Source organism: Nitratidesulfovibrio sp. D1 (genome assembly GCF_051133415.1).
GTDB lineage: Bacteria > Desulfobacterota > Desulfovibrionia > Desulfovibrionales > Desulfovibrionaceae > Cupidesulfovibrio.
Genome location: NZ_JBPGNZ010000004.1, coordinates 147,506 through 171,229 on the forward strand (window position 1 = coordinate 147,506; position 23,724 = coordinate 171,229).

A 23,724-nucleotide genomic window follows, 5' to 3' on the forward strand; every position below is an offset into this window, starting at 1 on the left:
CCGGTAAAAAGCGGACATCCGGCGAATATTTCCCTGCGCATTGCTCCCGTCAATCGTTGGCAATACCGTTTTTTACGCACTTCAAAACTGGATGATCATGTGTTCTCATCCAGCAAGGAGCATTGCCATGAGCCTGCCAAACCTGTCCGACGTATCCGCGACGAGCCCCCAACTATCCTTCATGGATGCAAGCATGCCACGCCCGAATCCCTCGGATTCCGTGTACTTCAATATCAGACAGGACAAGAATCCCGATGGTTCCGCCGGATATTCCATCACCGGGGTGGATGTGGTGGTGGCAAAAGGCAATCCGAACCGCCTGTGGGAAACCCTGCATGTGGACCGCAACACACAGAAACTTGATCCGGGCAACCCGCGCAACGCCACGAAATCCGTCTCCATATACTGCGACAGGCTGGAAGTGCATGGCGAACTGTGCATACCGGAGGCGGATGTCGTCATCCATGCCAGGGAACTGGTCTGGGCGGACCGCTCCGCCGCCATCAACGTCTCCCCGCTGAACTGGGCCGTCGACAAGGCCGCGGACGCCCAGGGCACCACACCGGGGCGGGACGGAGCCCACGGGAGAAACGCCGGAAATCTGAGCATATTCGTTGCGCGCGTGTCCCCCGCGGACAATGGCGACAGCAGGCTGCTGGCCTCTGGCGGGCGCGGGCAGGCCCCGGGCCGGGGCCTCGACGGCGCCAACGGCGAAAGCCGCAGGTCCTGGACCTCGTACAAAAACGAAATGCATGATTCCGGAATCTCCACCAGCCATGGGAGCACAACCTTCGATCCCCCGGCCATCTACATCGACTTTTCCTGGCGCTGGGCCGCCAGTTGCCTGTTCAGCACGACGGAAGGCGTCAACAATTTTCCCACCGACGGGGGGAATGCCATCGCCCCGGGAAGGCCGGGCAACGCGGGCGACGGCGGCAAACTCAGAACCAACAGGCAGGAACTGGTCAAATGCCTGCGCAATCCGGGCGGAACCGCCGGTGAAAAGGAACGGGACTACCGGGGCGGGGCAAAGGGAACTCCGCAAAAAAGCGCCAAGTACAAGGTCGTGTTCTGGCACAATCTCTTCGGCACCAAGAACGCCTCTGTAGACAAGACGAACAACGGGGAATGCACCACCAGGGACGGCAGCAACGCCCCCGCCCCCGCCCCCGCGAAAAACAACGGAAACTCGCCCGCCGCAGAGGTCGTGAAAGAGCAGAACGCCTGGTTGCACCCTCTCGGCGTGCAATGCGCCTTGACCTACATGCGGGACCTTTTCCTCGCCGGTTCGCGCGACGACCTGCTCGCGCTGATTTCCTCCTACGAACAGGCCTTCGGGACCGATCCCGGCAACGCCCACTGGAAGGACGAATGCGGAAAGGCCCAACTGACCTCCGCCAGGGCGGAGCTTGCCTCCATGCTGCAAAAGCTGCATGGGCACCTCGACTATTTCGGCAACCCCGCCGGGTATACGCCGTTTCTCTCGCTGCAAAGCACGACGAAGCTGTACAAGGATGAAACCGAGCGCGCACTGCGCAGCCTGCTGCTGGCCCGCTGGATCTGCGCCAAGGACAGGGAGGCCCGGGACTCGGCCAAGGCCCTTGGCGAAGCCGTGGCCCTGCTGAACACGGATACCGCGCAGGCAGCCGCCCAGGTGGCCGAGGCGGAAGCGCAACTCCACGACGCCAACGACCGGATCAAGGTCATCAAGGATGAACTGAACGGATTGAGCAACGACCTTGGAGCGTTGCGCGGCAAACTGCTCAAGAAGGCCGAGGCAAGCGAGGACCGCAAGGCCAAGATCAAATTCTGCATCAACATGGCCAGCGCCATTTGCCAGGTGGTGCCCGTCGGCCAGCCTGCCCTTGGGGCAGTGGGCTCCCTTGCCTCCACAGCCGGCAAGCTCATCGACGGCACGGGCGACAAGGCCGTGCCCGACACCATCTCCGAAATAGGGAAGGTGCTGGACAAGGCCAGTTCCGCCTCCAAGGAGGCCAAGAAGGCCAGGGAGGCCGCGGAAAAGGAAGCCAAGGACCTCACGGCGGACCAGAAGGCGGCCAAAGCCAAGGCTGCCACGTGGGCCCAGGTAGGGGCCGGTTTGGGACCGGCCATGGCCGAGGTGGCCAAGGGCGTGCAGGCCTTGCAGGTTCCACAGTCCGCGGTGGAGGCCGAATTGCAGCGCCTTGAGGCCGAAAGCGCGGAGTGGGCCTCCCTGACCAAGAAGATCAGGGAGGTCAACGAAAGGAAGACGGGGTTGCTGACGACCACCATCAACGCACTGCAACAGCTGGGCGAATGCTATGCCCGCATCAGCGCCAACGGGGCGGCCGTGGTCTCCATGAGCCAGGACATGGCCAAGACCCAGGGAAAAATCGACGACCATTCCTTAGGCTTCATCAGGCAGATGGACCAGCGCTCCCGCATGACCCTGACCCGCTACGTCTACCTGATGGTCAAGGCCTACCAGACCACGGTGCTGGAGCCTATCGCGCTGGAGTGGAAAAGCAGCGAACTGACGGACAAGATCATCAACCTCGTCGGGCCCGACAGCGGCTTCGACGTGAAGTCCCTTGAGGCCCACACCAAGGCCCTGCTCCCCATCTATGAGGAAAACCTGAACACCGTCCGCCGCAAGCTGATGGCGGAGTACAATTTCAATGAAAGCACCTTCTCCCTGCAACTGGGGCTGAGCGAAAGCCAGACTCCGCTGGATATCGAGCAGTTGAACCGGGCGCAGCGCACCGTCGTGGATCCCCTGGAATTCGGCCTGCTGTTGCCGGACCAGCATCTGGCCAGAATCAGCAAGATCAGCCTGAAGGCCCTGGAGTTCGACCCCGAAGGGCCGAAAATGCCGGAAAACGTCAACCTGGTCATCTCCGTGCAGCCCGGAAACACCGGGGCCATGCGCAAGGGAGAACGGCTGTGCTCGCTGTTCAGCGATTACCCGCTCAAGTGGAGCTGGACCTGCATGTCCAGCGGAAAAATCAAGGCCAGCGAACGCAGCCAGGCGGCAGAGGACATCCTGAACCTGATCCTCGGTCCGGGCTCCGAGAAAATCCGGCAGAAGGTGGCGCTGCCTCCGGTCTGGTCCAAGCTGTTCATCAAGGCCGCGTATTCCCCCATCCTCAGCCTGGACAAGAGGCCGAGGATAAAGCGCCTGCTCTTCGAATTCATTTGCGATTCCTCCCCGGCGCCGGAACACCAGTGCGTGCTGACGGTCCGGTCCGTGGGCAGCAACGGCGGCGCCGTGATCAGTTGTTCCCGGGACATGGGGAACCGCGGCGACGGCTTCGACAACATGCTGCGCATCTACCCCAAGGGGGCGACGGTCACGCTGTCCGTTCCGGCGGTCGAGGGCGGCGCGTCCTTCGAGAGCTGGGACCTCATCGGGAGCCAGTTGGACTGGAAGGACGTGCAGCAACAGCAGGTCTCGGTTCCCCTTGACGACCACGTGCTTGCCCTGTGCAACTGGACCCAGGCCGACGGAAAGGAAGGAGTCTTCCTGCTCAACGACGTTCTGGGCAAAAAGGACCTGCACGCCCTCAACCCCGCGGAAAAACGGAGCCCTGTCTTCCTGACCCTGAACAGCATCGTCGAAGCCCGGAACGACAGCCGGGAAGACCTCTCCATGCATCACGAGGCGACCGAGGATTCGCCCGTCCTGGGCCTTGTGCCCGACATGGCGGAGGCCGATATCCTGGAACACGGCAAAGACGGCTGGTACAGGGTCAACTTCAAGGGCGTGATCGGCTGGGTTCATACTGGGCAACAGATCGATCAACCGGCCCCATAGCCCGTTTTCCACCGGCGATCCGCCATCGCATCCGCATCCTGGCAACCCCGCTCCGGCGGGGTTGTTCCATTGCATTTCGCGGGCGGGAGGGGCGGCCATCGTGCCGGATATGAGGTTGGGCATGGGGGCTGGGCATGAGGGCTGGGCATGGGGGTTGGACGGCCCGAAAGGAAGCCGCTCCGCCGGATTCAGGAAGGCACGCCCCATTTCATCCGATCCATCTATACATCCATGCACAATGACAAGCATATTTCGATTTGTCGCTGGCCTGTTCCTCTCGTACTTGTGTCTGGAAGTCAGTTTCCGCTCGCTACGGCGCTGACCGGGCCGTTGTCTTGAACGGTGAACCGCCCAAACACAAAAGAGGGGGCCATGAAAAACTTCTTTTCCTCGACGTACGGCATCATTGCCGTGGGGCTGGCCATCGGCGTGCTGGCGCCGCTGTTGCAGTTCTGGGGCAACCCCGGCAACATGGGCATCTGCGTGGCCTGCTTCGAGCGCGACATCGCCGGGGCCGTGGGCCTGCACCGGGCCGGCGTGGTGCAGTACCTGCGGCCGGAGATCATCGGCTTCGTGCTCGGTTCGCTGCTGGCGGCCCTTTTCGCCAAGGACTTCCGCCCCCGCGCCGGGTCCGCCCCCGCCGTCCGGTTCATTCTGGGCGCCTTCGCCATGATCGGGGCGCTGGTCTTCCTGGGCTGCCCGTGGCGGGCCATCCTGCGCCTTGCCGGGGGCGACCTGAACGCCGTGGTCGGCATCCTCGGGCTGGTGTCGGGCATCGGCATCGGCACCATCTTCTTCCGCAAGGGCTACAGCCTTGGCCGCAGCCACAAGACCGGCGCCCCCGCCGGGCTGGTCATGCCGCTGGTGATGCTCGGCTTCCTGGCCCTGCTGTTCCTGTACCCCCAGATTTCCGGCGAAGCCCAGAGCGGCGTGCTGTTCTACAGCGTGAAGGGCCCGGGTTCCATGCACGCGCCCCTTGCCGTCTCCCTGGCCGCGGGCCTTTTCGTGGGCATGGTGGCCCAGCGCAGCCGTTTCTGCACCATGGGCGCGTTCCGCGACCTGATCCTGTTCCGGCAGACCCACCTGCTGCTCGGGGTCATCGCCCTGTTCGTCGCGGCCGTGACCGTCAACGCCATGCTGGGACAGGTCAAGATCGGTTTCGAGGGCCAGCCCGTGGCCCACGTCCAGCACCTGTGGAACTTCATGGGCATGCTGCTGGCGGGCCTGTGCTTCGCGCTGGCCGGTGGCTGCCCGGGCAGACAGCTGTTCCTTGCCGGTGAAGGCGACGGCGACGCGGCGGTGTTCGTGTTCGGAATGATCACGGGCGCGGCCTTCGCCCACAACTTCGGTCTGGCGAGTTCGCCCGACGGCGTGGGTCCGCACGGCATCGCCGCCGTGGTCGTGGGGCTTGCCGTATGCCTGTACTTCGGCCTGACCATGCGCGCCAAGGCGTAAGGAGACACCATCATGAGCGAGATCATCGACGCCCGGGGGCTGTCGTGCCCCCAGCCGGTTCTGGTCACCCTGAACAGGGTCGCAACCGTGGAAAAGGGAACCCTCGAGATTCTGGTGGATACCGAAGCCTCGCGCGAAAACGTTTGCCGCGCCGCGCAGGCCAAGGGCTGGTCCCTTGACTCCGTGGACGCCGTGGACGGAGGCGAATACCGCATCACCATCAGCAAGGGATGACATGGGATTTCTTGACCGGTTGCGAAAAAAGGCCCCCTCTGCTCCGCCTGCCTCGAAGGCGGACAGGGGGCTTTTGATCTTCGAGAACACCAGTGAGGTCATCCGGGCGGAAAAGGCCCTGAAGGCCGCCGGGTTTCCGGTGAAGGTGGTCGGCCCGCCGCCGGAGGTACGCAGGGGCTGCGACCTTGCGGTGGAATACCCGCTTATAGAAGGGCTGAACATCCTGCGGCTGCTCACGGATTCAGGCGCGCCCCCGCTGGACGCCATACCCGTCACCGGACCGCTGCTGACGCCGGTGGACCTGTACCACGTCAAGGACTTCGGGGAATACCTCATGGTCCGGGCCGCCAACATGAAGATTACCGTGGAAAAGGCCACCGGGGTGATCGTCAACATTTCCGGGGGCGGCTGCCCGGACGTGCCGTACCTTGCGGCGCGGTTGATCGGCCTGCGCCTTGACGAGGCGCCCTCCCCGCGCGAGATCGGACACACCCTGTGCGGCTATGCCCTTGGCCTGGCCTTCGAGGAGATGCAACGCCGATGCTCGCAGTGATCGGCACCATTCCGGACCCCGCCATGCCCGTGACCGAGGGGGCGGCGACGTTGGGGCGCGGCGGCCTTTCGGTGGGGGGGCTGGAAATAGCTCCGGACAGGGGCACCCCCGCCCTGCTCGGCGCGGCCTGCGCGGCCTGCGGCGTGCTCGGCCTGCCCGCGCCGTTCGCCTTTCTGGTGGGGGACGAAGGGCGGGGCCACGGCAGCCGCGAACTGTACCGCCATCTCGTGGACGTCCTGCCGCGGCGCTCGCTGTCCACGCTGGCCTTCCACTACCTGCTGCCGGACGTCATGTGGCATGACAAGGTGCTGTTCGCGGTGAACGAGATGCACCCGCGCCCGAGGCTCATCGTCGACGCAGGGTTCATGTACGCGGCCAAGATGAGCGGGCAGGCCACGGCCTACGACCTGTTCACCCCCGACGCCGGGGAACTGGCCTTCCTGGCCGACGAGCAGGCGCCGCACCCCTTCTACACGCGGGGGTTCATCCTGCATGACGACAACCGCGTCCCGGACCTGATCCGCCGCGCCTACGACGGCGACAACGCGGCGGCGTGCCTGCTGGTCAAGGGGAGCACGGACCATGTGGCGGACCGCACGGGCGTGCTGTTCACCGTGGACAGCCCCAACGAGGCCGCTATGGAAGCCATGGGCGGCACCGGAGATACCCTGACCGGAACCGTGGCCGCCCTGATCGAATCCGGCCGCGCTGTCGCCGACGCTGCCCGCATCGCGGCGCGAACCAACCGGCTGGCCGCGAAGCTGGCCCAACCCACGCCCGCATCGCGCATCTCCGAGATCATCGCCTGCATTCCGCAGGCGCTCGCCCTTGCCCTTGCCGAAGAGGCCCAATGAGCGCCCCGCGCATCGCCCCCCGCATCACCCCGGACATGACGCTGCTGGATGTGGTGCACACCCACCCCGCTACCGAGGCGGTGTTGCTCATCACGTCAGTGTCGGATCAGTGCAGCGTACCCCGGAAGTTGGCCAGTGGCCGGGGAGATGGTCGCCCACCTGCGCAGCTACCTTGCGGACGATGAAAAGGTGCCCAACGTCCTGCAGTACCATCAGGATCTCCTGTGCGCGCTTGTGCATGCACAGTTGGGGGCAAACTTCGTCCACGAGGCGGACAGTATGAAGCCTGCGTGACCTGGGGATTCCGGGCACTGCGCGAAACCACCGTTACCGTGGATGGCAATGCCCGCATCCACGATTTCCACAGGCCCGTGCCGGATGTCCAGAAAGGCAAAATCCGCAGCATGCTGTTCGGCGGGTTCCGCAACAACCTGTGCACCATACAGAAGTTCGATTCCGACCCGGAACCTCGGACATTGGGAAGGCAGGGAGCCCTGCGGCGCGAAGTCTATCGCAGCACGAACGAGAACGGCAGGATAACCACCGTCATCACGCTGTGCCCGTCGATCCTGCCGGGCAGGAAGCGGTGGCGGCAGGCGGCGGACACGGCCGCGTCCTCGAACAGTCCGGCGGGCTCGGCGCTCTGCACGGCGCAATCGCGCGGCTGGCCCTGTGTGTCGATGAGCACGCGAACCAGCACCTTTCCTTCGATGTTCCGCCGTCGGGCCCTGTCCGGATATTCGGGGCGCACGCCCCGGACAACGGAAGGCCGTTCGTCCACCACCTCCGCCTCATAGGCCTGCATGCCCCCCACCTGAACGGACCGGCGGGCAATTGCCCCCGAGGGCATCGGGGACGTCGACCCAGTGGCTGTGGCGACCGGCGGTTGCACGGGATCCGCCTCAGCAGTGGCCGGAACATCCTGCGCGGCTTGTTGCGGCGGTGCAGTGGCCTGTTCCTTCTTGCGGGGACTGATGGCCTGCACCTTGGGCTTGGTAATGGCTTGGGCCACGGGTTTCTGCGTTCGCACGGGCGGCTCCGGCGCCACCGGTTCGGGCTGCCGGGGCGGCACGGGTGCGGGCTCGGGTTGCGCGGCAGGCGCAGGAGGTGCGAACTCCGCCAAGCTCACCTCGTAGACCTGCTGCGGCGGCCCCACGTCGTGCGACGGCAGGGCGAACGCCACGGCCAGCATCGCAACATGCACCCCGCAGGAAAACAGGATGTCCGCAAGGCGCATGTCAGCTCCGCGCCTGCGGGCCATGCCCTTCGCGCTCCGACACCATGCCCACCTTCTCGACGCCCGCCGCCCGGACAAGACCAATGACCTCCACCACCGTGCCGTACGGCACGTCGCGGTCGGCCCGCAGGAACACGGCTGTGGGGCGTTCCGCAGCCCGGGTGGCAAGCAGCCGCCCCATCCCGTCCATGTCGGTGCGGTAGTCATCCACGAACAGCGCGCCATCGGCCCGCACGGTCAGCACCACGCTGCCATCGTCTTCAGGCAGCACCTGCACCGTCTTCGTCTGCGGCAGCGCCACGTCGAGCCCCTCGGTCATCATGGGCGCGGTGACCATGAAGATGATGAGCAAGACAAGCATCACGTCCACAAAGGGCGTGACGTTGATCTCGGCCACGAAGCCGCCACCCGATCCCGTGCTTGCCCCCATGCTCACCCCCTCCCGCCGGGGGCGGTCAGTCCGGCGGCATGGGTGGCCGCCTCGTGCTGCAAGCGGTTCAGCAGCAGCCCGGCGAAGCTGATGCATTGCCCTTCCAGCGTCGCCAGTCTGCCGAGCAGCACGTTGTAGGCCATGGCGGCGGGTATGGCCACGGCAAGGCCCAGCGCCGTGGCGATGAGCGCCTCGGAGATGCCCGGCGCCACCGTGGCCAGCGATGCGGACTTCATCTGCCCGATGGCCTGGAACGAATGCATCACCCCCCATACCGTGCCGAACAGCCCGATGAACGGCGCCGTGTTGGCGGTGGTGGCCAGCAGGGGCAGCGCCCGCGAAAGTCGCCGGATTTCCTCGCCCACGCCGTGGCGCAGGGTGCGGCGCACGTTGTCGGCCAGCAGCCGGTCGGCATCGCCGGTGCTGGCCAGCCGGTTGAATTCGTCCACCCCCAACCGGGCCATGCGTCGCAGGGGCGATGAGCCCCGTCCGCCGCGTTCAAGCCGTTGCAGCAGGTCGGCAAGGCCGGATGCCGACAGGGCGTCGGCTATGCCCCCGGCGATGCCCCGGCGGGTGCGTTCCAGCATGCGCCACTTGGCGCAGATGATGGCCCAACTGCCCAGCGACATGACCACCAGCATCAACAATACCGCCTTGGCCACGGGTGTGGCCTGCGCGACGAGTTGCAGCATTCCGGAATCCATGTATCCGTCTCTCCGTTGTTGCGGCTACGCGATGCCCGCCCGGCGGAAGTGCCGGTCCAGCATGCGGTAGCCCATGATGCCGCCGAGGCATGCGGCGGCCACGTTGGCCAGCAGGATGGCCCCGCCCATGGCCGGGCTGAGGTTGTTCACGAAGATGTCCAGGAATTCCTGGTTCACCTTGCCCGACGCGGCCAGCTCACCCACGAACGAGTCGGCCCAGAGATAGAAGGGAATGTAGGTGCCCACGGCCTGCGCCACCCTGAAGACCACGTAGGCCGCAACGTTGGTCCACGGCCTGCGGAAATCGCCTGCGGCAGCAACGGTGTCCGCAAGGATGCCCCCCACGGCCACGATGAGCGAGACGGTGAAGAACCCGGTCAGCATGAAGGCCACGGCCGTGGCCAGCCCGTTGGCGGTAAAGGCGCCGCGCCGGGGCACCTTGATCAGCATCAGCACGTAGACGGGGCCGGTGACCAGCGCCACCACCGCTTCCTTGAACAGCACGAGGGTGCCAGGCAGGAAGTGCAGCGCGGCCAGCAGCAGCATGTTCAGCATCAGCGCCAGCGCGGTGAATATGCCAAGGGTGATGCTGTCGCGAACGTCGAGGGCGGGTCGTTTGTTCATGGCAGTGCTTCCTTGCGGGGGGACCAGACGCGGTACGCGTCGTCATGGTTCGGGGCGCGGTACGCGCCGTCATGGCTGAAACCGCTACAGGCGTCGTTGGGGAATGCGGCCGGAAGAGGGGCGTCGCACGACGGCGCGCCGTCGACCTCGCAGGGCAGGATTCGCCCGCCGCGCAGGCACAGGGTGCGCGTGCAGGCCCGCTGCGCGAAGTCGGCATCGTGAGTCACGACGAAGACCAGCTTTCCCTGCCCGGCAAGTTCGCGCACCACCTCTGCCAGTTGCAGCATGCGCGCACGGTCCATGCCGCTGGTGGGTTCGTCCAGCAGGACGATATCCCTGTCGCCCGCCAGGGCGGCGGCAATCAGGGTTCGCTGTTTCTCGCCCATGGAAAGCGCGCCGGGGTGCCGGTCAAGCAGCCCGGAAAGGCCGAAACGGCCGGCCTGCGCGGCTACCCGGGCGTCCAGATCGGACATGCCCTCGTTGCCCAAGCGCAGTTCGTGCTCCACGGATTCGGTGAACAACTGGTAGTCCGGGTCCTGCATGACCACGGCGCAACGCCTGCGCCGCGCCCGGCTGCCCGCGCGCACGCCGTTGATGAGGATCCCGCCCGACGCCGGTCGCAGCAGGCCGCACAGGGCACGCAGCAGCGTGGTCTTGCCCGCGCCGTTGTCACCGGTCAGGGCCACCACCTCGCCCGCGCGCAGGGCGCAGTCGGCTGCGTCCACCACGCGCGTGCCGCGCAACCGCAGGGACACCTTGCGCAGTTCGAGCAGGGGCGGCGAATCGGGCATTCCGGGGCCGTGGGACGCCGCGAAGACATCCTCCCCTTGCCACGTTGCTGCGACTGCCATGTCTGGCCGCGCGGCAAGGGCTGCGGCCAGACCTTCCACCGGCCGGACCCGGCCATTCTCCACGCATGCGGCGGCGTCCGCCACGCCACGCAGGTAGTCGGTCCGATGATCGGCCACCAGGATGGTGGCCCCTTCCTCCCGCAGGGTCCGCAGCAGCACGCCAAGGCGTGCCAGCCCCGCGGCGTCGAGATTGGACGAGGGCTCGTCCAGCAGCACCACTTCCGGACCGTGCACGGCCACCGAGGCGATGGCCACCCGCTGGCGCTGCCCGCTGGACAGCCGGAACACGCTCTTGTGCAGCAGGTCACCAAGGTCCATCAAAGTCACGGCCCGCTGCAGGCGGTCGCGGATGACGTGCGGCGGCAATCCGAAGTTTCCGGCGGCGAACACCAATTCCTCTGCCACGTGGGTCATGAAGAACTGCGAGCGGCAGTCCTGGAACACCGTGCCCACGGTGCGCCCCACATCGTGCAGGGGACGCCCGGACACCTCGCGCCCGGCCACCTGCACCGAACCGGCCACTTCGGCAGGGGTAATGGCGGGAACCACACCGTTAACCAGCTTGAGCAGAGTGCTCTTGCCGCCGCCGCTCCGGCCGAGCAGCACGGTGCACCCGCCCCGCCGCACGTGCAGGCTTGCATCCTCCAGCACCGGCCGAGGAGAAGAGGGAAAGCGGCAGGTCACGCCGCCAAGCCGGATCATGACAGCAGCCCGTTCAGTTGGACCGCAATCGAGCAACCACCTGCGACCGCGGCCCAGCAGACCGTTGCGAATTCCGCACGGCCCCACGGCGGCAAATCACGCCGCAGGCTGCCCGGGGCTTCCACGCCACGGGTCATGGCCGACGCGGAAAGCTCGTCGGCCAGACGGGTGGCGCGCATCATGAGCGGCAGCAGGATGTATTCCACCTGCTTCAGCGGCCGGGTGAGCAGGCCGTGCAGGCCGGTGCGGACGCCCCGCACGGCCATGGCGTCGCGGATGCAGGCATACTCGCCGCACAGGGTGGGCACGAACCGGCAGGTCACGGCCATGGAAAGCACCACGTCGCGCGGCAGCCGGGCGCTGGTGAGCGCACCCAGCAGATCGCCCAGCATGCTGGTGGCCCCGATGGCCGCGAAAAGGGCCACCAGCGGCGCCACCTTCAGGCCGAAATAGCAGAGATAGGCCGCAAGCCCACCGGCGGTGCCGCCCAGTTGCGCCAGCAGCACGTAGCCGCCCCACAACAGGGGCATGGCCACCGCCAGCAACGCCACCGGCCGCCACTGGCGCAGCCACAGCATGACGGGCAGGGCCATGGCCAGCGGCGCAAGGATGCCCGGCCTTCCCGAAACGATCACGGAAACCAGCCCCGCCATGGCAACCACCGCCAGTTTTGCCCGTATGTCCAGGCGAGGCCCGGACGTCGTGCACATGAAAGACATCCGCAAACTCCGGCGGTGAGCGGCCGGGTACCAGCCCCGGCCGCTCACCGGATGCTAGAAGTACAGGCTGGCGGACACGCCGAAGGCCTGCGGTTCGCCCGAACGGCCGAACCAGCCCGCACCGGCGGCGCTTTCCACCGCGCGGGTCACGTATTCCTCGTCGAAGATGTTGCGGCCCCACAGGTAGACGTCCCAGCCTTCCTGTTCGTAGCCGAACCTGGCGTTGACCGTCTGGTATTCGCCCTGCGACTCGGAGTTGGCCGCGTCGAAGTACACCTTGCCCACCCGGCGGTAGGTGGCCGAGGCGAACCAGCCGTCCAGGAAGCGGTAGGTGGCCCCGAGGCTGGCGGTATACTCCGGGGAGTCGATGACGTTCTTGCCGGAGTAGTCCTCGGTGGCGGAAGGGGCGTATTCGTCGTATTCGGCGCGGGTGTAGCCGAAGCTGCCGGTCAGTTCCAGGCCCTGCACGGGGCGGGCGATGGCCTCGATCTCCACGCCGTCGCTGCTGGATTCGCCCGCGTTCTCGATGTGGTACGAACTGCCGCCGGCAGACATCACCTCCACCTGACGGTCGGTCCAGTCGATATGGAACAGAGCCAGGTTGACCTGCAACCGCTTGTCCAGCCACTCGGTCTTCACGCCGACCTCGTAGTTCCATGTGTATTCGGCGTCGTAGGCCTCGCCTATTTCCTCGTTGTCGTTGAAGCCGCCACTGCGGAACCCGCGCGATACGCTGACGTAGGGCCGGACGTCGTCGGTGAGCCTGTAGCTGATGGCCGCCTTGGGCAGCCACGCATCGAAGGTCTTGTCCTCGTCGTCATCCATGGAGGCGTAGCCCAGCATGTCGCCATCCTTCTGCGTGTACGAGAAGTCCTTGGCGATGCGGTCGTAGCGCAGGCCCGCCGTCAGTTCCAGCCGTTCCCACAGCGTGTAGGTGGTCTGGAAGAACAGGGCCGATCCCAGCGAGTCGGTAGTGCTGTCCTGCCGGATGGTCTGGGTGCCCATACCGGTCATGCCCATGTTCTCGAGATTCATGCGGGTGCTGTAGGCGCGGTCGTCCTTCTCGTAGAAGGCATAGGCCCCCACCAGCCATTGCAGGGGCGAGGTCTTGTCGTCCGACACCAAGCGCAGTTCCTGGCTCAGCAGGCCCACTTCCTTGTCCAGTTTCAGGCGCACCAGATCCATGGGCAGGAAGTCGATGTCGTTGTCCATCAGGTAGTTTTCCTGCCTGCCGGAGGTGATGGACAACAGCTTCATGTCGCCGAGGTCGTATTCGCCGCGCACCGCCGTGCCGTAGGCATCCTTCTCGGCCATGCCCGCGTAGTCCACGTCCACGCTTTTGGCGAGGCTGGCGGAATCGATGGGCGCGAATTCCGCGTAGCCGTCGCTGCGGTAGTTCTGCACGTCGAAGGTGACGGACAGGTCGAGATCTGAGGACGGCAAGGCCTGGACCTTGAACCGGCCGTCGAAATTCTCGTAGCCGTTCACGCTGTCGTCATCGTCGAACTTGTTGGTGAAGTAGTTGTCGGAGGCCTCGTAGTTGCCCGTGGCCCGCAGGAAGACGGTGTCCTCCACCAGCGCACCGGTGGCGGTGCCGCGCATGCCCCGGGTGTTGAAGCTGCCGTAGTCCATGGTCAGCTTGCTCTTCCAGTCGTTCTCGGGCTGCCTGGTGATGATGTTGATAACCCCCGCCTCGGTGTTCCGGCCGTACAGGGTGCCCTGCGGACCGCGCAGGACCTCGATGCGCTCGATGTCCAGCAGGGTCATGTCCAGACCGGGGTAGTAGACGTCGTCCACGTAATACCCCAGCGCGGGGCTGCCCCCCATGGACGAGGTGACGCCGCGCACCGTGGCGAAGGTGGTGAACGCGGCCGCCGGCCCGGTCTTGGTCAGGTAGATGTTGGGCACCAGCGGAAAGATGTCCTCGGTCTTCGTCACGCCCTTGTCCTCGACCTGCGTGGCGCCGATCACCGAAACGCTGACCGGCACTTCCTGCACACTCTGCTCGCGCTTGTCTGCGCTGACGGTGATCTCGTCGAGCACGTAGACCTTCTGCCCGGTGGCGTTGGCGTCCGCGGCGCGGGCGACGCCGATGAAACCCGGCAGGCCGCCGGGCCCGCCAGCCAACAGCATGCACAGGACGGCAGTTCCCGATGCATGAACCAGCGTTCGCAACTGTCGCTTTGCCTTCATCCCTTGGCCCTCTTTCGCTCTTGTTGATGGTGATAATCAGAGTTGTTCTCAGTGACGAACGGCAGGCCACACCCGTGCGAGATGAGGCATTGCCCGGTATCCACGAAGCGCCCGGCCAGCCGGGCCGTACCGCTACAGCCGCCAGCCCTGCGCCTGTTCGCGGCGGCGCCAGAAGTCGGCATACAGCCCGCCACGCTCCAGAAGTTCCTCGTGCCTTCCGGCATCGACGACGGTTCCCTGCGCACCCAGCACCACGATGTGGTCGGCATCGCGAATGGTCTGGAGCCGATGGGCTATCACGACGATGGTGCGCGAACCGCGCAGGCTGTCGATGGCCTGCTGCACGGCCCGCTGGTTCTCCGGGTCCAGTGCCGCCGTGGCTTCGTCCAGCTGCAGGATGGGGGCATCCTTCAGCATGGCGCGGCCGATGGCGATGCGCTGGCGTTCGCCGCCGGAAAGCGCCGTACCGCCCTCCCCCACCAGAGTGGCGAGGCCCAGAGGCAGGCGTTCCAGCATCTCGTCTATGCGGGCAAGGCGGATCACCTCCGCCAGTTGCGCGTCGGTGGCGTGCTCGTTGCCGATGCGCAGGTTCTCCTCGATGGTGGCGTCGTACAGGTAGACGTGCTGGAACACGAAGGAGAAACGACGCATCAGGTCTTCGGCGGGCACGTTGCGCACATCCGTACCGCCCACCCGCACGCGGCCCGCGTCCACGTCGCGGAACCGGGCCGCCAGTTGAAGGAGCGTGCTCTTGCCCGCTCCGGACGGGCCCACCAGCGCGGTGACCGCACGGGGTTTCGCGTGCAGGGTCACGCCCCGCAAAACCGGTATGTTTCCATAAGAGAAGTGCACCCCGTCGAACTCGATGTCGGAATCGTCGCCCATGGATTCCGGCACGCCGGGCTCCGGCAGCGGGGGGGTGTCCAGAACCTCGCGCATGCGCTGCAACGTGTTGCCCGCGATGCGCACGGACGCCCCAAGGTCTGCGGCGATGACCATGGGTTCCATGAACCGGGCCGCCAGCACCAGCAGCGCCACCAGTTCGGCCAGCCCCAGCGCTCCGGAACGCACCAGCAGCACCCCCTGCCCCAGTATGCCGGTGAAGCACAGCTGCAGGACCACGGAAAAGAGGATCAGACCGGGAACGGCGGTACGCAGCAGGGCGTGGCCGGTGACATGCTGCCGCCGCAACGCGGCATGCAGCAGCGCCATTCCCTTGTTTCCCCTGTCATAGGCGCGCAGCACGGCCTGCATGCGCGCGAATTCCACCAGCCGCCCGTTGGCCTCGCTGCCTGCAGCGTCCGCCGCGTGTTCGGCCCGGGCGGCCAGCCAGCCCGCGTAACGGTAGGCCCCCCACAGGCAGGGGGCTCCGACGGCGGCAGCCAGCGCCAGACGCCAGTCGAACAGGAACATGCAGGCAAGGACGGCCGCCGGGGTGATGAAGGCACCGACAATGGGCCGCAGCAGGTGCGCGGGCACCCCCATGACATCGATAACCCCCTTGCTCATGAGGCGGCCCACCTGCCCTACCCGCTCGCCGCCGAACCAGCCCAGCGGCAGGCGCGAAATGTGCACCGAAAGGACCTCGTACAGGTCTGCCGCCAGCCGCTCGCCGCCCGCGTAGCAGGCCAACTGCGCCCGGTACTGCAACAGTGCGTACAGGCCGAGCAACCCTACCATGCCCGCCAGCCACCAGCCTGCCGTATCGACCCGCCCCTGCAGCAGGGCGGAGGTAAACGGCACCAGCAAGGCAAAGCCGATACCCTGAACAATGGCGGCGATGGCCGTAAGGCGCAGGGGGGCGGTCACGTCACGGTCGGCATGTGCCGACACGCTGCGCAGAACCCGGATCATGCCTCCACCTCCCGCATTGGGGCAGTCCGGGGGGCATCAGCGCATTGCCCGCCCCCGGCATGCCCGATATCCGGCAAGGCGGCACTCCGGCGCCGACGCGCTGGCGGCGCGTCGGCATCGCCACCGGCTTCGGTTCCCATGTGCACGGCCCACATCCGGGCATAGTCACCGCCCTTCCCCAGCAGTTCGCCGTGGGTGCCGGTTTCCGTGATGCGTCCTTCGTTCAGGACCACGATGCGGTGCGCGCCGGTAATGGTATCCAGCCGGTGGGCGATGACCAGCAGGGTACGCCCGGCGACGAGCGTCGCCAGGGCCTGCTGCACTTCGGCCTCGGAAGCCGGATCGGCGAAGGCCGTGGCCTCGTCCAGGATCAGCACCGGGGTATCGGCCAGCAGGGCGCGGGCGATGGCCACGCGCTGGGCCTCGCCACCGGAAAGGCGGACGTCTTCATCCACGATACTGTCATATTCGCGCGGCAGCACGGCGATGACGTCGTGGATGTGTGCTGCCCGAGCCGCGCGTTCCACCTCGTCCTGCGGCGCGTCCGGCCGGGCGAGGCGGATGTTGTCGCGGATGGAGGCGCGCAGCAACTGCACCTCCTGAAAGACAAAGCCGATGTGCCGTCCCAGTTCGTCGGGATCCATGCCCCGCAGGTCCACGCCGCCAAGCGTGACGCGGCCCGATGCGGGGTCCGCGCAACGCAGCAGCAGGTTGGCCAGCGTGGACTTGCCCGATCCGGAGCGGCCAACCAGCGCGGTCATGGTGGCGGGCGCCAGGTCCAGCGTAATGTCGTGCAGCACAGTTCGCACGCCGTCGTAGCTGAAGCTGACCCCCTCGAAACGGATGTGGGAGCCCTGCGGCGTTCGCGGTACGGCCGGGCTGGCCAGAGGCGCAACCCCCAGCAACCCGGCCACGCGGTCCGCGGCGTCCGCCGCTCCCTGCAACTTGGGCACGGTGCTGGTCAGGGTGCCGAGGGGGGCGGCGAGCCCGGTGCCCAGCAGCAGGAAGGGCAGCAGATCCACGGGGACCAACCCTCCGTACGCCACGAACAGAAGCCCCGTTGCGCATGTCCATGCCAGCGTCCCCCCGGGTGAGAGCAGCACTTCGTTGGCGGCGGAAAGCCGCACGAGCCCGCGCACCCAGGTGCCGAACGCATCCAGGAACGCGCGTGTCGCGCGCGCAAGCCTGCCATGGGCTTGCCGGGTCCGTCCGAAAACCTTCACCACCTCTATGCCGTGGACGAACTCCACGGAGGCGGCGTTTATCTCGGCGAGATGGGCATTGTACGCATCGAGATGGCGGGAGAAATCCGTCATCTGCCGCAGGTACACGACGATGCTGACGGCGCACGGCACAGCGGTGAGCAGGGCGAGGGGCCAATTGATCGCGGCGAGGTAGCCGAGAATGAGCACCGTCAGCACCAGCGCCCCCACGATGTCCAGGCAGGTGTGCGCCACCAAATGGTGCATGGCAGTCACATCATCCTGCACGGCCTTTTTCACCGCACCGGAAGCATGCCCTGAAAACCAGCCCAGCGGAGCCCGGCGCAGCACCTCTGTCATGCGCGCCCGAATATGATACTGGAAGTCGTTATCAGCAAAATGCGTCAATGCGCCTGCGGAAAACGAGCACACCACACGCAACACGACCGCTCCAAGCACCAAGGACGTGACGCTCCAAGCGCTTGTCGTGTCCAGTCCTTGTCCGCTGAGCAACCGCGCAAGCTCCACCACGGCCACGAACGGGACCATGCCGCAGGTCGTGGCCACGGCCTGCAGTGCGCAGGCCGCCAGCAACCGCCCCCGAATGGGGCGCAGCAACTGCCACAGCTTGCGGAGTCTGGCTGCGTCGATCATTTGTGTTCCTTCGCCAGTGGTGGCGTCTGAAGGTGTTTAGCAGCTAAACACTTTGCATAACAAAAAAGGGTACCGTGTACCCTCGGTGACGGAGCGTCGTGCGCCTTACTCGTCGAGGTAACCGCGCATCCACACGCTCATCCGCCGCCCGAACTCGTTGATGCAGGCGAAAGCGGCATCATCAAGCGTGCCCAGCCAGGCAAGGAATTCCTTGTCATGACGGGCATGGAATGCTTCGTGGCAGGCGCTGGCCCGCTCGCCGGCACCGGTGGTACAGACCACGACCCGCGAGCGGTTGTCCGGGTCCACGTTCTTTTCAAGCAGCCCCTTCTGCACCAGCTTTGAAACAAGCATGGACACAGCCCCCTTGGTCACGCCCGTCTGCTGGGCCAACTCGGTTATGCTGGCGCCGCCAAGCTTGTGCACTTTGGAAATCATGTGCATCTCCGCCGGATAGAGCGGCATCCCCACCCCGAAATCATAAGCTTTCCGCTCGATTTCCGAATAGGTTACTAGCGTCTTTTCCAGGCTCTCGAAGAGAGCCTCTATGGCGGTGTTCTGTGGCATGGAAGAGTGTTTAGCAGCTGAACATATGGACGTCAATGCCTGGATGAGGCCCGGTTCTTCCTGGTCAGCCTACTCGGGGTGGGACTGGACCTCGGGCTTGCCGCGGCCCCGCCCGCCGGTACGCAGTGCATCCTGCTGCCACTGGGCGGCAAGACGGCCCATTCCGTGGTGGTGGCCACCGAAAACGGGGCCTTCCGCGTGCAGGCCCTGCAAGGGGGCGAGGTGTGCGTCTACAACCAGTGGGGCGCGAAGATCACGCTGAAGAAGGAGAAGATCGTGGAGGTGGATTGCGATCACTTCCGCGTGGCGGCGCAGGAATCCATCCGGATGGAAACCAAACAGTGGCAGGCCACGGCCAGCGAGGGGACCACCTTCGCCTCGCCGTCACTGGATTTCGGGGGCATGGATGGCACCCGCGCGCGGGCCACGCTGGACGCCGACCTGAACACGACCGGCGACGTGACCTCTGAAGGGGACCACGTCGCCGGGGGTATCAGTCTGCGCCATCACCGCCATCCGGGGGATTCGGGTGGGACGACGGGGGAAGCAGTGTGAGCTGGTTCGATTCATGATACGCATTGCATGAAATTATTTTTGCATACTTTGCATCTGATTTAATGAGGCCGTACAATAATGAAATAACGTGTCTAAGCGTGAAGCTGGCGTCCATGGTGCTTGAGATTTGTTCATATGTGACGCCCAAGTTGTTTTTTGTATTCTCCACTACGCTTCGCTTCATGGCTTCAATTATGTCGTTCATTGATGTCAGAAGTGCTGAAATATGCTTGCTGACATGCTCTTGGTCTACACTGTTTGCACTCGGATTGTGTGCAAAAACATTCCGTATCTTTGCAATAGTGCAAAGATCGTTGTATAGTGGTTCGCTGATTAGACCTACAGAGTATGCAATCTTCAGCTTCATCGTAAAGCTGTTATGTTTTGTTATCCAGTTGTTTCCTGAAAGTGCAAAGGGAATAAGTCTCTTGTCGAGGGATTCTGTTATTGCAGTTTCTAGCATTGACAGACCATACACGACAGCTTCTCTATCTGACATTTCAAGGAGTTCACGGGCGATTTTATCGTATTCATCTGCACATTCAATGTTGTTAAGCATGGTTATTCTCTTTGCAAATTTGTTCCACTGAACCCCTTCCCCCTGTCTTCCATCCCCGCCGCCACTAGAGTGGCGGCATGGGTACCGATGCCGCACTTGATACACGTACCGGCGACTATACCGGTGAGCGCATTTCCAGTCTAGCCAATGCCGTGTACCTGCGCCTGATGACGCCCTTAGGCACATGGTGGGCGGACCCTTCCGTGGGGTCGCGCCTGCACGAACTGGAGCGGGAAAAGAACGTGGCGCGGGTGCGGCGTCTGGCCGTCCAGTACGCCGAACAGGCCCTGCAACCGCTGGTGACGGACGGACGCGCCCGCGCCGTCAGCGTCACCGTCAGCGGCCTGGGCCGGGACGATTCCGGCGGCGGGCGCTGCCTGCTGCATGTGGAAGTCACCGACGCGGCGGGCCGCCACGAAACCTACACCCACCCCGTGCGGGTAGCGTAGAGGCGGCCATGTCCTTTACCATCCCCACCTTCGAGCAGATACGTGCGGCCCTGCTCCGCGACGTGAAGAACCTGCTGCCCGACGCCGCCACCACCACGGACAGCGACGCCTACGTGCGCGCGTCGTCCGTGGCCTCTGCGGTGGAGGGCCTGTACCAGCATCAGGCGTGGATGGCCCGCCAGATACTGCCGGACACGGCGGATACCGCCTACCTTGAACTGCATGCGTCCCTGCGCGGCATCACCCGCAAGGCGGCCACCACGGCCACGGGCACGCTGACCGTCACCGGCACCGCCGGGGCAGAGGTGCCCGCGTCCACCCTGGTGCGCCACGTGCCCACCGGGGCCACCTTTGCCACTACGGCGGCCATCACCCTGAACGAGGGCGGTACGGCCATCATCGCCTGCTCGGCGGCCAGCGCCGGGGCCATGCCCGACTATGCGGACGAGCCGGTGCTGTTCGTCACTGCGCCCACGGGCGTACAGGCCGAGGCCCGGCTGACCCTTACCGGCGGCACCGACGCGGAAACCGACGCGGAACTGCTGGCCCGCCTGCTGGACTACATGCGCAACCCGCCCGGCGGCGGCAACCGCTACGACTACCGGCGCTGGGCCATGGAGGTGCCGGGCATCACCGGGGCGTGGGTCTACCCGCTGCGCCGGGGCATCGGCACCGTTGACGTGGCCGTGCTGTCCTCCGGGGGGCTGCCGTCGGCGGAACTGGTGGCCGCCGCGCAGGCCAGCATCGATGCCAAGCGCCCGGTGGCCTGCAAGGATGCGCTGGTGCTGCCGCCCGCGCCGCTGCCCGTGGATGTGCTGGTGCGGGTGCGCCTGTCCGGCGTGCTGCTGGCCACCCTTGCGGCGCAGGTGCAGGCCGCCCTTGCCGCCTACTTCCTGACGCTGGAGCCGGGCGGGCTGGTGGTGCGGTCGCGCATCGCCGCCATCATTTCCGGGCTGCCCGGCGTGGCCGACTGCGAGGTGGCCACCCCCACCGCCAACGTGCAGGCCGTGGTGGATGCCGCGTGCATCGAATGGCCGCGCCTTGGCACCGTCACCGTGGAGGCCATGTGAGCGGGCACGCCACCCTGCTGCGCACGCTGCTGCCGCCCGTCAGCTATGACCCCAACGGCACGGCCATCGGCGCGCACCTCACCGCAGAGGGCGCGGCGCTGGATGCGGCGCTGGCATCGTCCGTGCGGGCTGTGCTGGGCATCAACCCCTTCCGGGCCACGGAATGGCTGGAGGATTGGGAGCGCGTCTACGGCCTGCCAGACCCGTGCGCCCGTGCCGACCGCACCCTGCAAGAGCGCATCACCGCGCTGGCCATCGCCGTGCAGGAGCGCGGCGGCCTCTCGCGCGGGTGGTACGTCCGGCTGGGGGCCATGCTGGGCTACACGGTGACGGTGCGGGAATACCAGCCCTTCCGGGCCGGGCGTTCGCGCGCCGGTGACGCCCTGACCAACGGCGACTGGCAATTCGCTTGGGCCGTGGCCTCGCCCGCGCAGACCGTCCACCGGTTCCGGGCCGGACGCAGCGCGGCGGGCGAACCGCTGGCCCATTGGGGCGACGAGATTCTGGAATGCGTGATGCGCAGGCTTGCCCCGGCGCACACCAACGTACTGTTCATCTACGGATAGTTACGGAACGGATAGCAACGGACAGGAGCCGCCATGCACCGCATAGACCCCCCCGGCGCGACGCCGGACAACCGCTTTACCGAAGGCGACCCCACCATCCCCACCGCCGCCACGGAAGTCAGCGCCGAATGGCTGACCGCCGTGCAGGAAGAGGTGGCCGCCGTCATCGCCGGGGCGGGCATCGTCCTGGACAAGGCCGACAACGGCCAGTTGCTGGAGGCCATCGCCACGCTGATCGCCAACGCCGCGCCCGAGATGCCCGGTTACGCCACCACGGAAACGCCGGGGCTGGTGCGCCGGGCTACCGACGAGGATACCGAGGCCGGGGTGGGGGATGGCTACATCTCGCCGCCGCAACTGGCGGAACTGCTGGGGCGGGTCAGCGTCACGGCTAGCGTGCGGGATATGCTGGCGGGCGGCATCGTGGAGTGGGAAAGCGAAACCATCCCGACGCTGGCTGACGGGTTGCCGTTAGGGCTGGAACTGGCGGGTGACGTAGTTGCGCTGGCCATGTTTCCGCGTCTGCTGCGCAAATGGTGTGGCGAGGCCAAGAACGCCACTGCTCCGGCGTGGTACCGCTGCACGGGTGCCGGAGTACGCAATGCGGCAGGGGGATACATCCGGATGCAGGACCGACGCGGCGAGTTTCCCCGAGGGTGGGACCATGGGCGGGGCGTGGATGCGGGGCGCGGGCTTGGCAGCGCACAGGGGCAAAGCATGCCCCAGCACAAGCACCAGTTGCCCTTCGGATTTGACGAATCACGGGGCGGCTACTTGCGTGTGCAGGCAACAAACCCGTTCGGGCGGGGGGCTGCCTTTACACCCACCAACCAGAACTCGCAGTTGGCCGGTGACACCACACAAGACAACTGGGAACTGTCCGACAACCCCTATTCCCCGTCCGTGTCTGGTGAAAACCGAACGAGGAACATAGCCACAATGTACATCGTGCTTGTGTAGTGAAAGGATATCCATGTGAAAGAAATATATATTTATGCCATTATAACCCGTGAATACCTGCGCACGGAAGACTGGGTACCACCGCATCCGTGGGTGGCCCTTCCCGCTGATGCCGTGGCCGCCGAGGCCGCCCCACTGCCGCCCGCGCGCGCCGGGCATGCCCGCGTCCTGAACGCGCGGGGCGATGCCTGGGAATACGCCGAGGATCACCGGGGCAAGGCGGGCTGGCTGGCGGACGGCACCCAGCACGTAATGGACACGCTGGGGCCGCTGCCGGAGGGCTGGAGCGAGACGGCACCGCATCCCTCGCTGGAAGAGGCCCGTACTGCCAAACAGGCTGAAATCCGCACCGGCTATGACACTGCTCTGTCCGGTGTGTTGGCCGGGGCAGAGGCCACCGCCACCGGTGTGGCCGTGGGGTCGGCCCTGATGGCCGTTAGCGACCCCGAAGGGCTGGAATATCTGGTGGAGCGGTTGACCGCCCGCCGGGTGGAACTGGAACAGGCCCTGCTGATCGCCCAGGCCGCCGCCGACCCCGTGGCCGCCGTGCTGGCCATCGTGGTCAGCTACCCCACGTAGACCGCATCGCCGCGAAGCGCAGCGCGACGGCCCACCGCGATGCGCTGGCTACGGAATAGAGCAAAGCCCCCGGCGAAAAATCCGTCGGGGGCTTTTAGTGCCAAGCGGGCTGCGCCACCGTGTCAAACGTCGCGCGCGCGTACATCACCAAAAAAGTGCTGCTCCCCACACGGTCGAGCCTGTCGGCCCCAACCTATTCACTCGCCATCACAGGGCGTCACGGCCAAAGGTGGGAGAGAAGTGGGAGAGATTTCAAAACACAAAAACGGCTAGCCATGCTTATTTGCATAACTAGCCGTTTTTACTGGCGCGCCCGGGAGGATTCGAACCCCCGGCCAAGAGCTTAGAAGTCCACGCAGA

General features: G+C 65.8%; 22 protein-coding genes. 11 read left to right on the forward strand and 11 right to left on the reverse strand.

The genetic code is table 11. The annotated features are described in order from the left end of the window. Positions 1-193: 193 nt before the first annotated feature. The 5 genes from ACR4XJ_RS08665 (at position 194) to ACR4XJ_RS08685 (ending at position 6,889) form a co-directional block, all read left to right on the forward strand. Positions 194-3,793, forward strand: coding sequence for an SH3 domain-containing protein (locus ACR4XJ_RS08665; RefSeq protein ID WP_434754854.1), 3,600 nt, complete (start codon positions 194-196; stop codon positions 3,791-3,793). A gap of 372 nt (positions 3,794-4,165) precedes the next feature. Further along, positions 4,166-5,248, forward strand: a complete 1,083-nt coding sequence (gene yedE, locus ACR4XJ_RS08670; RefSeq protein WP_434754855.1) for a YedE family putative selenium transporter — start codon at positions 4,166-4,168, stop codon at positions 5,246-5,248. Positions 5,249-5,260: 12 nt separating this feature from the next. Beyond that, positions 5,261-5,482 carry a sulfurtransferase TusA family protein gene (locus ACR4XJ_RS08675; protein WP_434754856.1) on the forward strand — a complete coding sequence of 74 codons (222 nt, stop codon included), beginning with the start codon at positions 5,261-5,263 and terminating at the stop codon, positions 5,480-5,482. A gap of 1 nt (position 5,483) precedes the next feature. Next, positions 5,484-6,035 (forward strand): DUF3343 domain-containing protein, encoded by a 552-nt coding sequence (locus ACR4XJ_RS08680; protein WP_434754857.1) that lies wholly within the window; start codon positions 5,484-5,486, stop codon positions 6,033-6,035. Beyond that, complete coding sequence (locus tag ACR4XJ_RS08685) at positions 6,023-6,889, forward strand: NAD(P)H-hydrate dehydratase (RefSeq protein ID WP_434754858.1); 867 nt, start codon at positions 6,023-6,025, stop codon at positions 6,887-6,889. Before ACR4XJ_RS08680 ends, ACR4XJ_RS08685 begins: the two co-directional genes overlap by 13 nt. 508 nt (positions 6,890-7,397) lie before the next feature. On the opposite strand, the gene ACR4XJ_RS08690 is transcribed toward ACR4XJ_RS08685, so the two are convergent. From ACR4XJ_RS08690 to ACR4XJ_RS08735, 10 genes are all read right to left on the reverse strand, one after another. Continuing rightward, on the reverse strand, positions 7,398-8,126 hold the full coding sequence (locus ACR4XJ_RS08690) for a TonB family protein (RefSeq protein WP_434754859.1): 729 nt from the start codon (positions 8,124-8,126) through the stop codon (positions 7,398-7,400). Between the two features lies 1 nt (position 8,127). Continuing rightward, positions 8,128-8,556, reverse strand: a complete 429-nt coding sequence (locus tag ACR4XJ_RS08695; RefSeq protein ID WP_434754860.1) for an ExbD/TolR family protein — start codon at positions 8,554-8,556, stop codon at positions 8,128-8,130. Between the two features lie 2 nt (positions 8,557-8,558). After that, positions 8,559-9,260: a MotA/TolQ/ExbB proton channel family protein gene (locus tag ACR4XJ_RS08700; protein ID WP_434754861.1), complete on the reverse strand. Its 702-nt coding sequence runs from the start codon at positions 9,258-9,260 to the stop codon at positions 8,559-8,561. 24 nt (positions 9,261-9,284) lie between these two features. Beyond that, positions 9,285-9,884 carry an MptD family putative ECF transporter S component gene (locus ACR4XJ_RS08705; RefSeq protein ID WP_434754862.1) on the reverse strand — a complete coding sequence of 200 codons (600 nt, stop codon included), beginning with the start codon at positions 9,882-9,884 and terminating at the stop codon, positions 9,285-9,287. Beyond that, positions 9,881-11,437, reverse strand: coding sequence for an ABC transporter ATP-binding protein (locus ACR4XJ_RS08710; RefSeq protein WP_434754863.1), 1,557 nt, complete (start codon positions 11,435-11,437; stop codon positions 9,881-9,883). Before ACR4XJ_RS08710 ends, ACR4XJ_RS08705 begins: the two co-directional genes overlap by 4 nt. After that, on the reverse strand, positions 11,434-12,156 hold the full coding sequence (locus ACR4XJ_RS08715) for an energy-coupling factor transporter transmembrane component T (RefSeq protein WP_434754864.1): 723 nt from the start codon (positions 12,154-12,156) through the stop codon (positions 11,434-11,436). The genes ACR4XJ_RS08710 and ACR4XJ_RS08715 overlap by 4 nt, the downstream gene beginning before the upstream one ends. A 54-nt stretch (positions 12,157-12,210) precedes the next feature. After that, positions 12,211-14,289 carry a TonB-dependent receptor gene (locus tag ACR4XJ_RS08720; RefSeq protein WP_434754865.1) on the reverse strand — a complete coding sequence of 693 codons (2,079 nt, stop codon included), beginning with the start codon at positions 14,287-14,289 and terminating at the stop codon, positions 12,211-12,213. Between the two features lie 192 nt (positions 14,290-14,481). Continuing rightward, positions 14,482-16,203 (reverse strand): ABC transporter ATP-binding protein, encoded by a 1,722-nt coding sequence (locus ACR4XJ_RS08725; RefSeq protein ID WP_434754866.1) that lies wholly within the window; start codon positions 16,201-16,203, stop codon positions 14,482-14,484. After that, positions 16,200-18,059 (reverse strand): ABC transporter ATP-binding protein, encoded by a 1,860-nt coding sequence (locus ACR4XJ_RS08730; protein WP_434754867.1) that lies wholly within the window; start codon positions 18,057-18,059, stop codon positions 16,200-16,202. The genes ACR4XJ_RS08725 and ACR4XJ_RS08730 overlap by 4 nt, the downstream gene beginning before the upstream one ends. A gap of 105 nt (positions 18,060-18,164) precedes the next feature. Then, on the reverse strand, positions 18,165-18,626 hold the full coding sequence (locus ACR4XJ_RS08735; protein WP_434754868.1) for a MarR family winged helix-turn-helix transcriptional regulator: 462 nt from the start codon (positions 18,624-18,626) through the stop codon (positions 18,165-18,167). A gap of 78 nt (positions 18,627-18,704) precedes the next feature. Between ACR4XJ_RS08735 and ACR4XJ_RS08740 the strand changes: the two genes are divergently transcribed. After that, positions 18,705-19,181 (forward strand): phage baseplate assembly protein V, encoded by a 477-nt coding sequence (locus ACR4XJ_RS08740; RefSeq protein WP_434754869.1) that lies wholly within the window; start codon positions 18,705-18,707, stop codon positions 19,179-19,181. Here the strand turns inward: ACR4XJ_RS08740 and ACR4XJ_RS08745 are convergent. Continuing rightward, the gene (locus ACR4XJ_RS08745; protein WP_434754870.1) at positions 19,120-19,740 is read right to left on the reverse strand and encodes a hypothetical protein; all 621 of its coding nucleotides are present in this window, start codon (positions 19,738-19,740) and stop codon (positions 19,120-19,122) included. The two genes, ACR4XJ_RS08740 and ACR4XJ_RS08745, sit on opposite strands and share 62 nt — an antisense overlap. Before the next feature lie 77 nt (positions 19,741-19,817). Here ACR4XJ_RS08745 and ACR4XJ_RS08750 point away from each other — a divergent pair, with 77 nt between their 5' ends. Genes ACR4XJ_RS08750 through ACR4XJ_RS08770 form a run of 5 tightly spaced genes read left to right on the forward strand, consistent with a single transcriptional unit; the run spans position 19,818 to position 23,364 of the window. Beyond that, positions 19,818-20,189: a phage GP46 family protein gene (locus ACR4XJ_RS08750; RefSeq protein WP_434754871.1), complete on the forward strand. Its 372-nt coding sequence runs from the start codon at positions 19,818-19,820 to the stop codon at positions 20,187-20,189. 8 nt (positions 20,190-20,197) lie between these two features. Beyond that, entirely contained in the window at positions 20,198-21,259 is a 1,062-nt protein-coding gene (locus tag ACR4XJ_RS08755; RefSeq protein WP_434754872.1) for a baseplate J/gp47 family protein, read from the forward strand. Continuing rightward, positions 21,256-21,825, forward strand: coding sequence for a YmfQ family protein (locus tag ACR4XJ_RS08760; RefSeq protein WP_434754873.1), 570 nt, complete (start codon positions 21,256-21,258; stop codon positions 21,823-21,825). Before ACR4XJ_RS08755 ends, ACR4XJ_RS08760 begins: the two co-directional genes overlap by 4 nt. Before the next feature lie 33 nt (positions 21,826-21,858). Continuing rightward, on the forward strand, positions 21,859-22,785 hold the full coding sequence (locus ACR4XJ_RS08765; protein ID WP_434754874.1) for a phage tail protein: 927 nt from the start codon (positions 21,859-21,861) through the stop codon (positions 22,783-22,785). 15 nt (positions 22,786-22,800) lie between these two features. Beyond that, positions 22,801-23,364 carry a hypothetical protein gene (locus tag ACR4XJ_RS08770; RefSeq protein WP_434754875.1) on the forward strand — a complete coding sequence of 188 codons (564 nt, stop codon included), beginning with the start codon at positions 22,801-22,803 and terminating at the stop codon, positions 23,362-23,364. Positions 23,365-23,724: the final 360 nt, after the last annotated feature.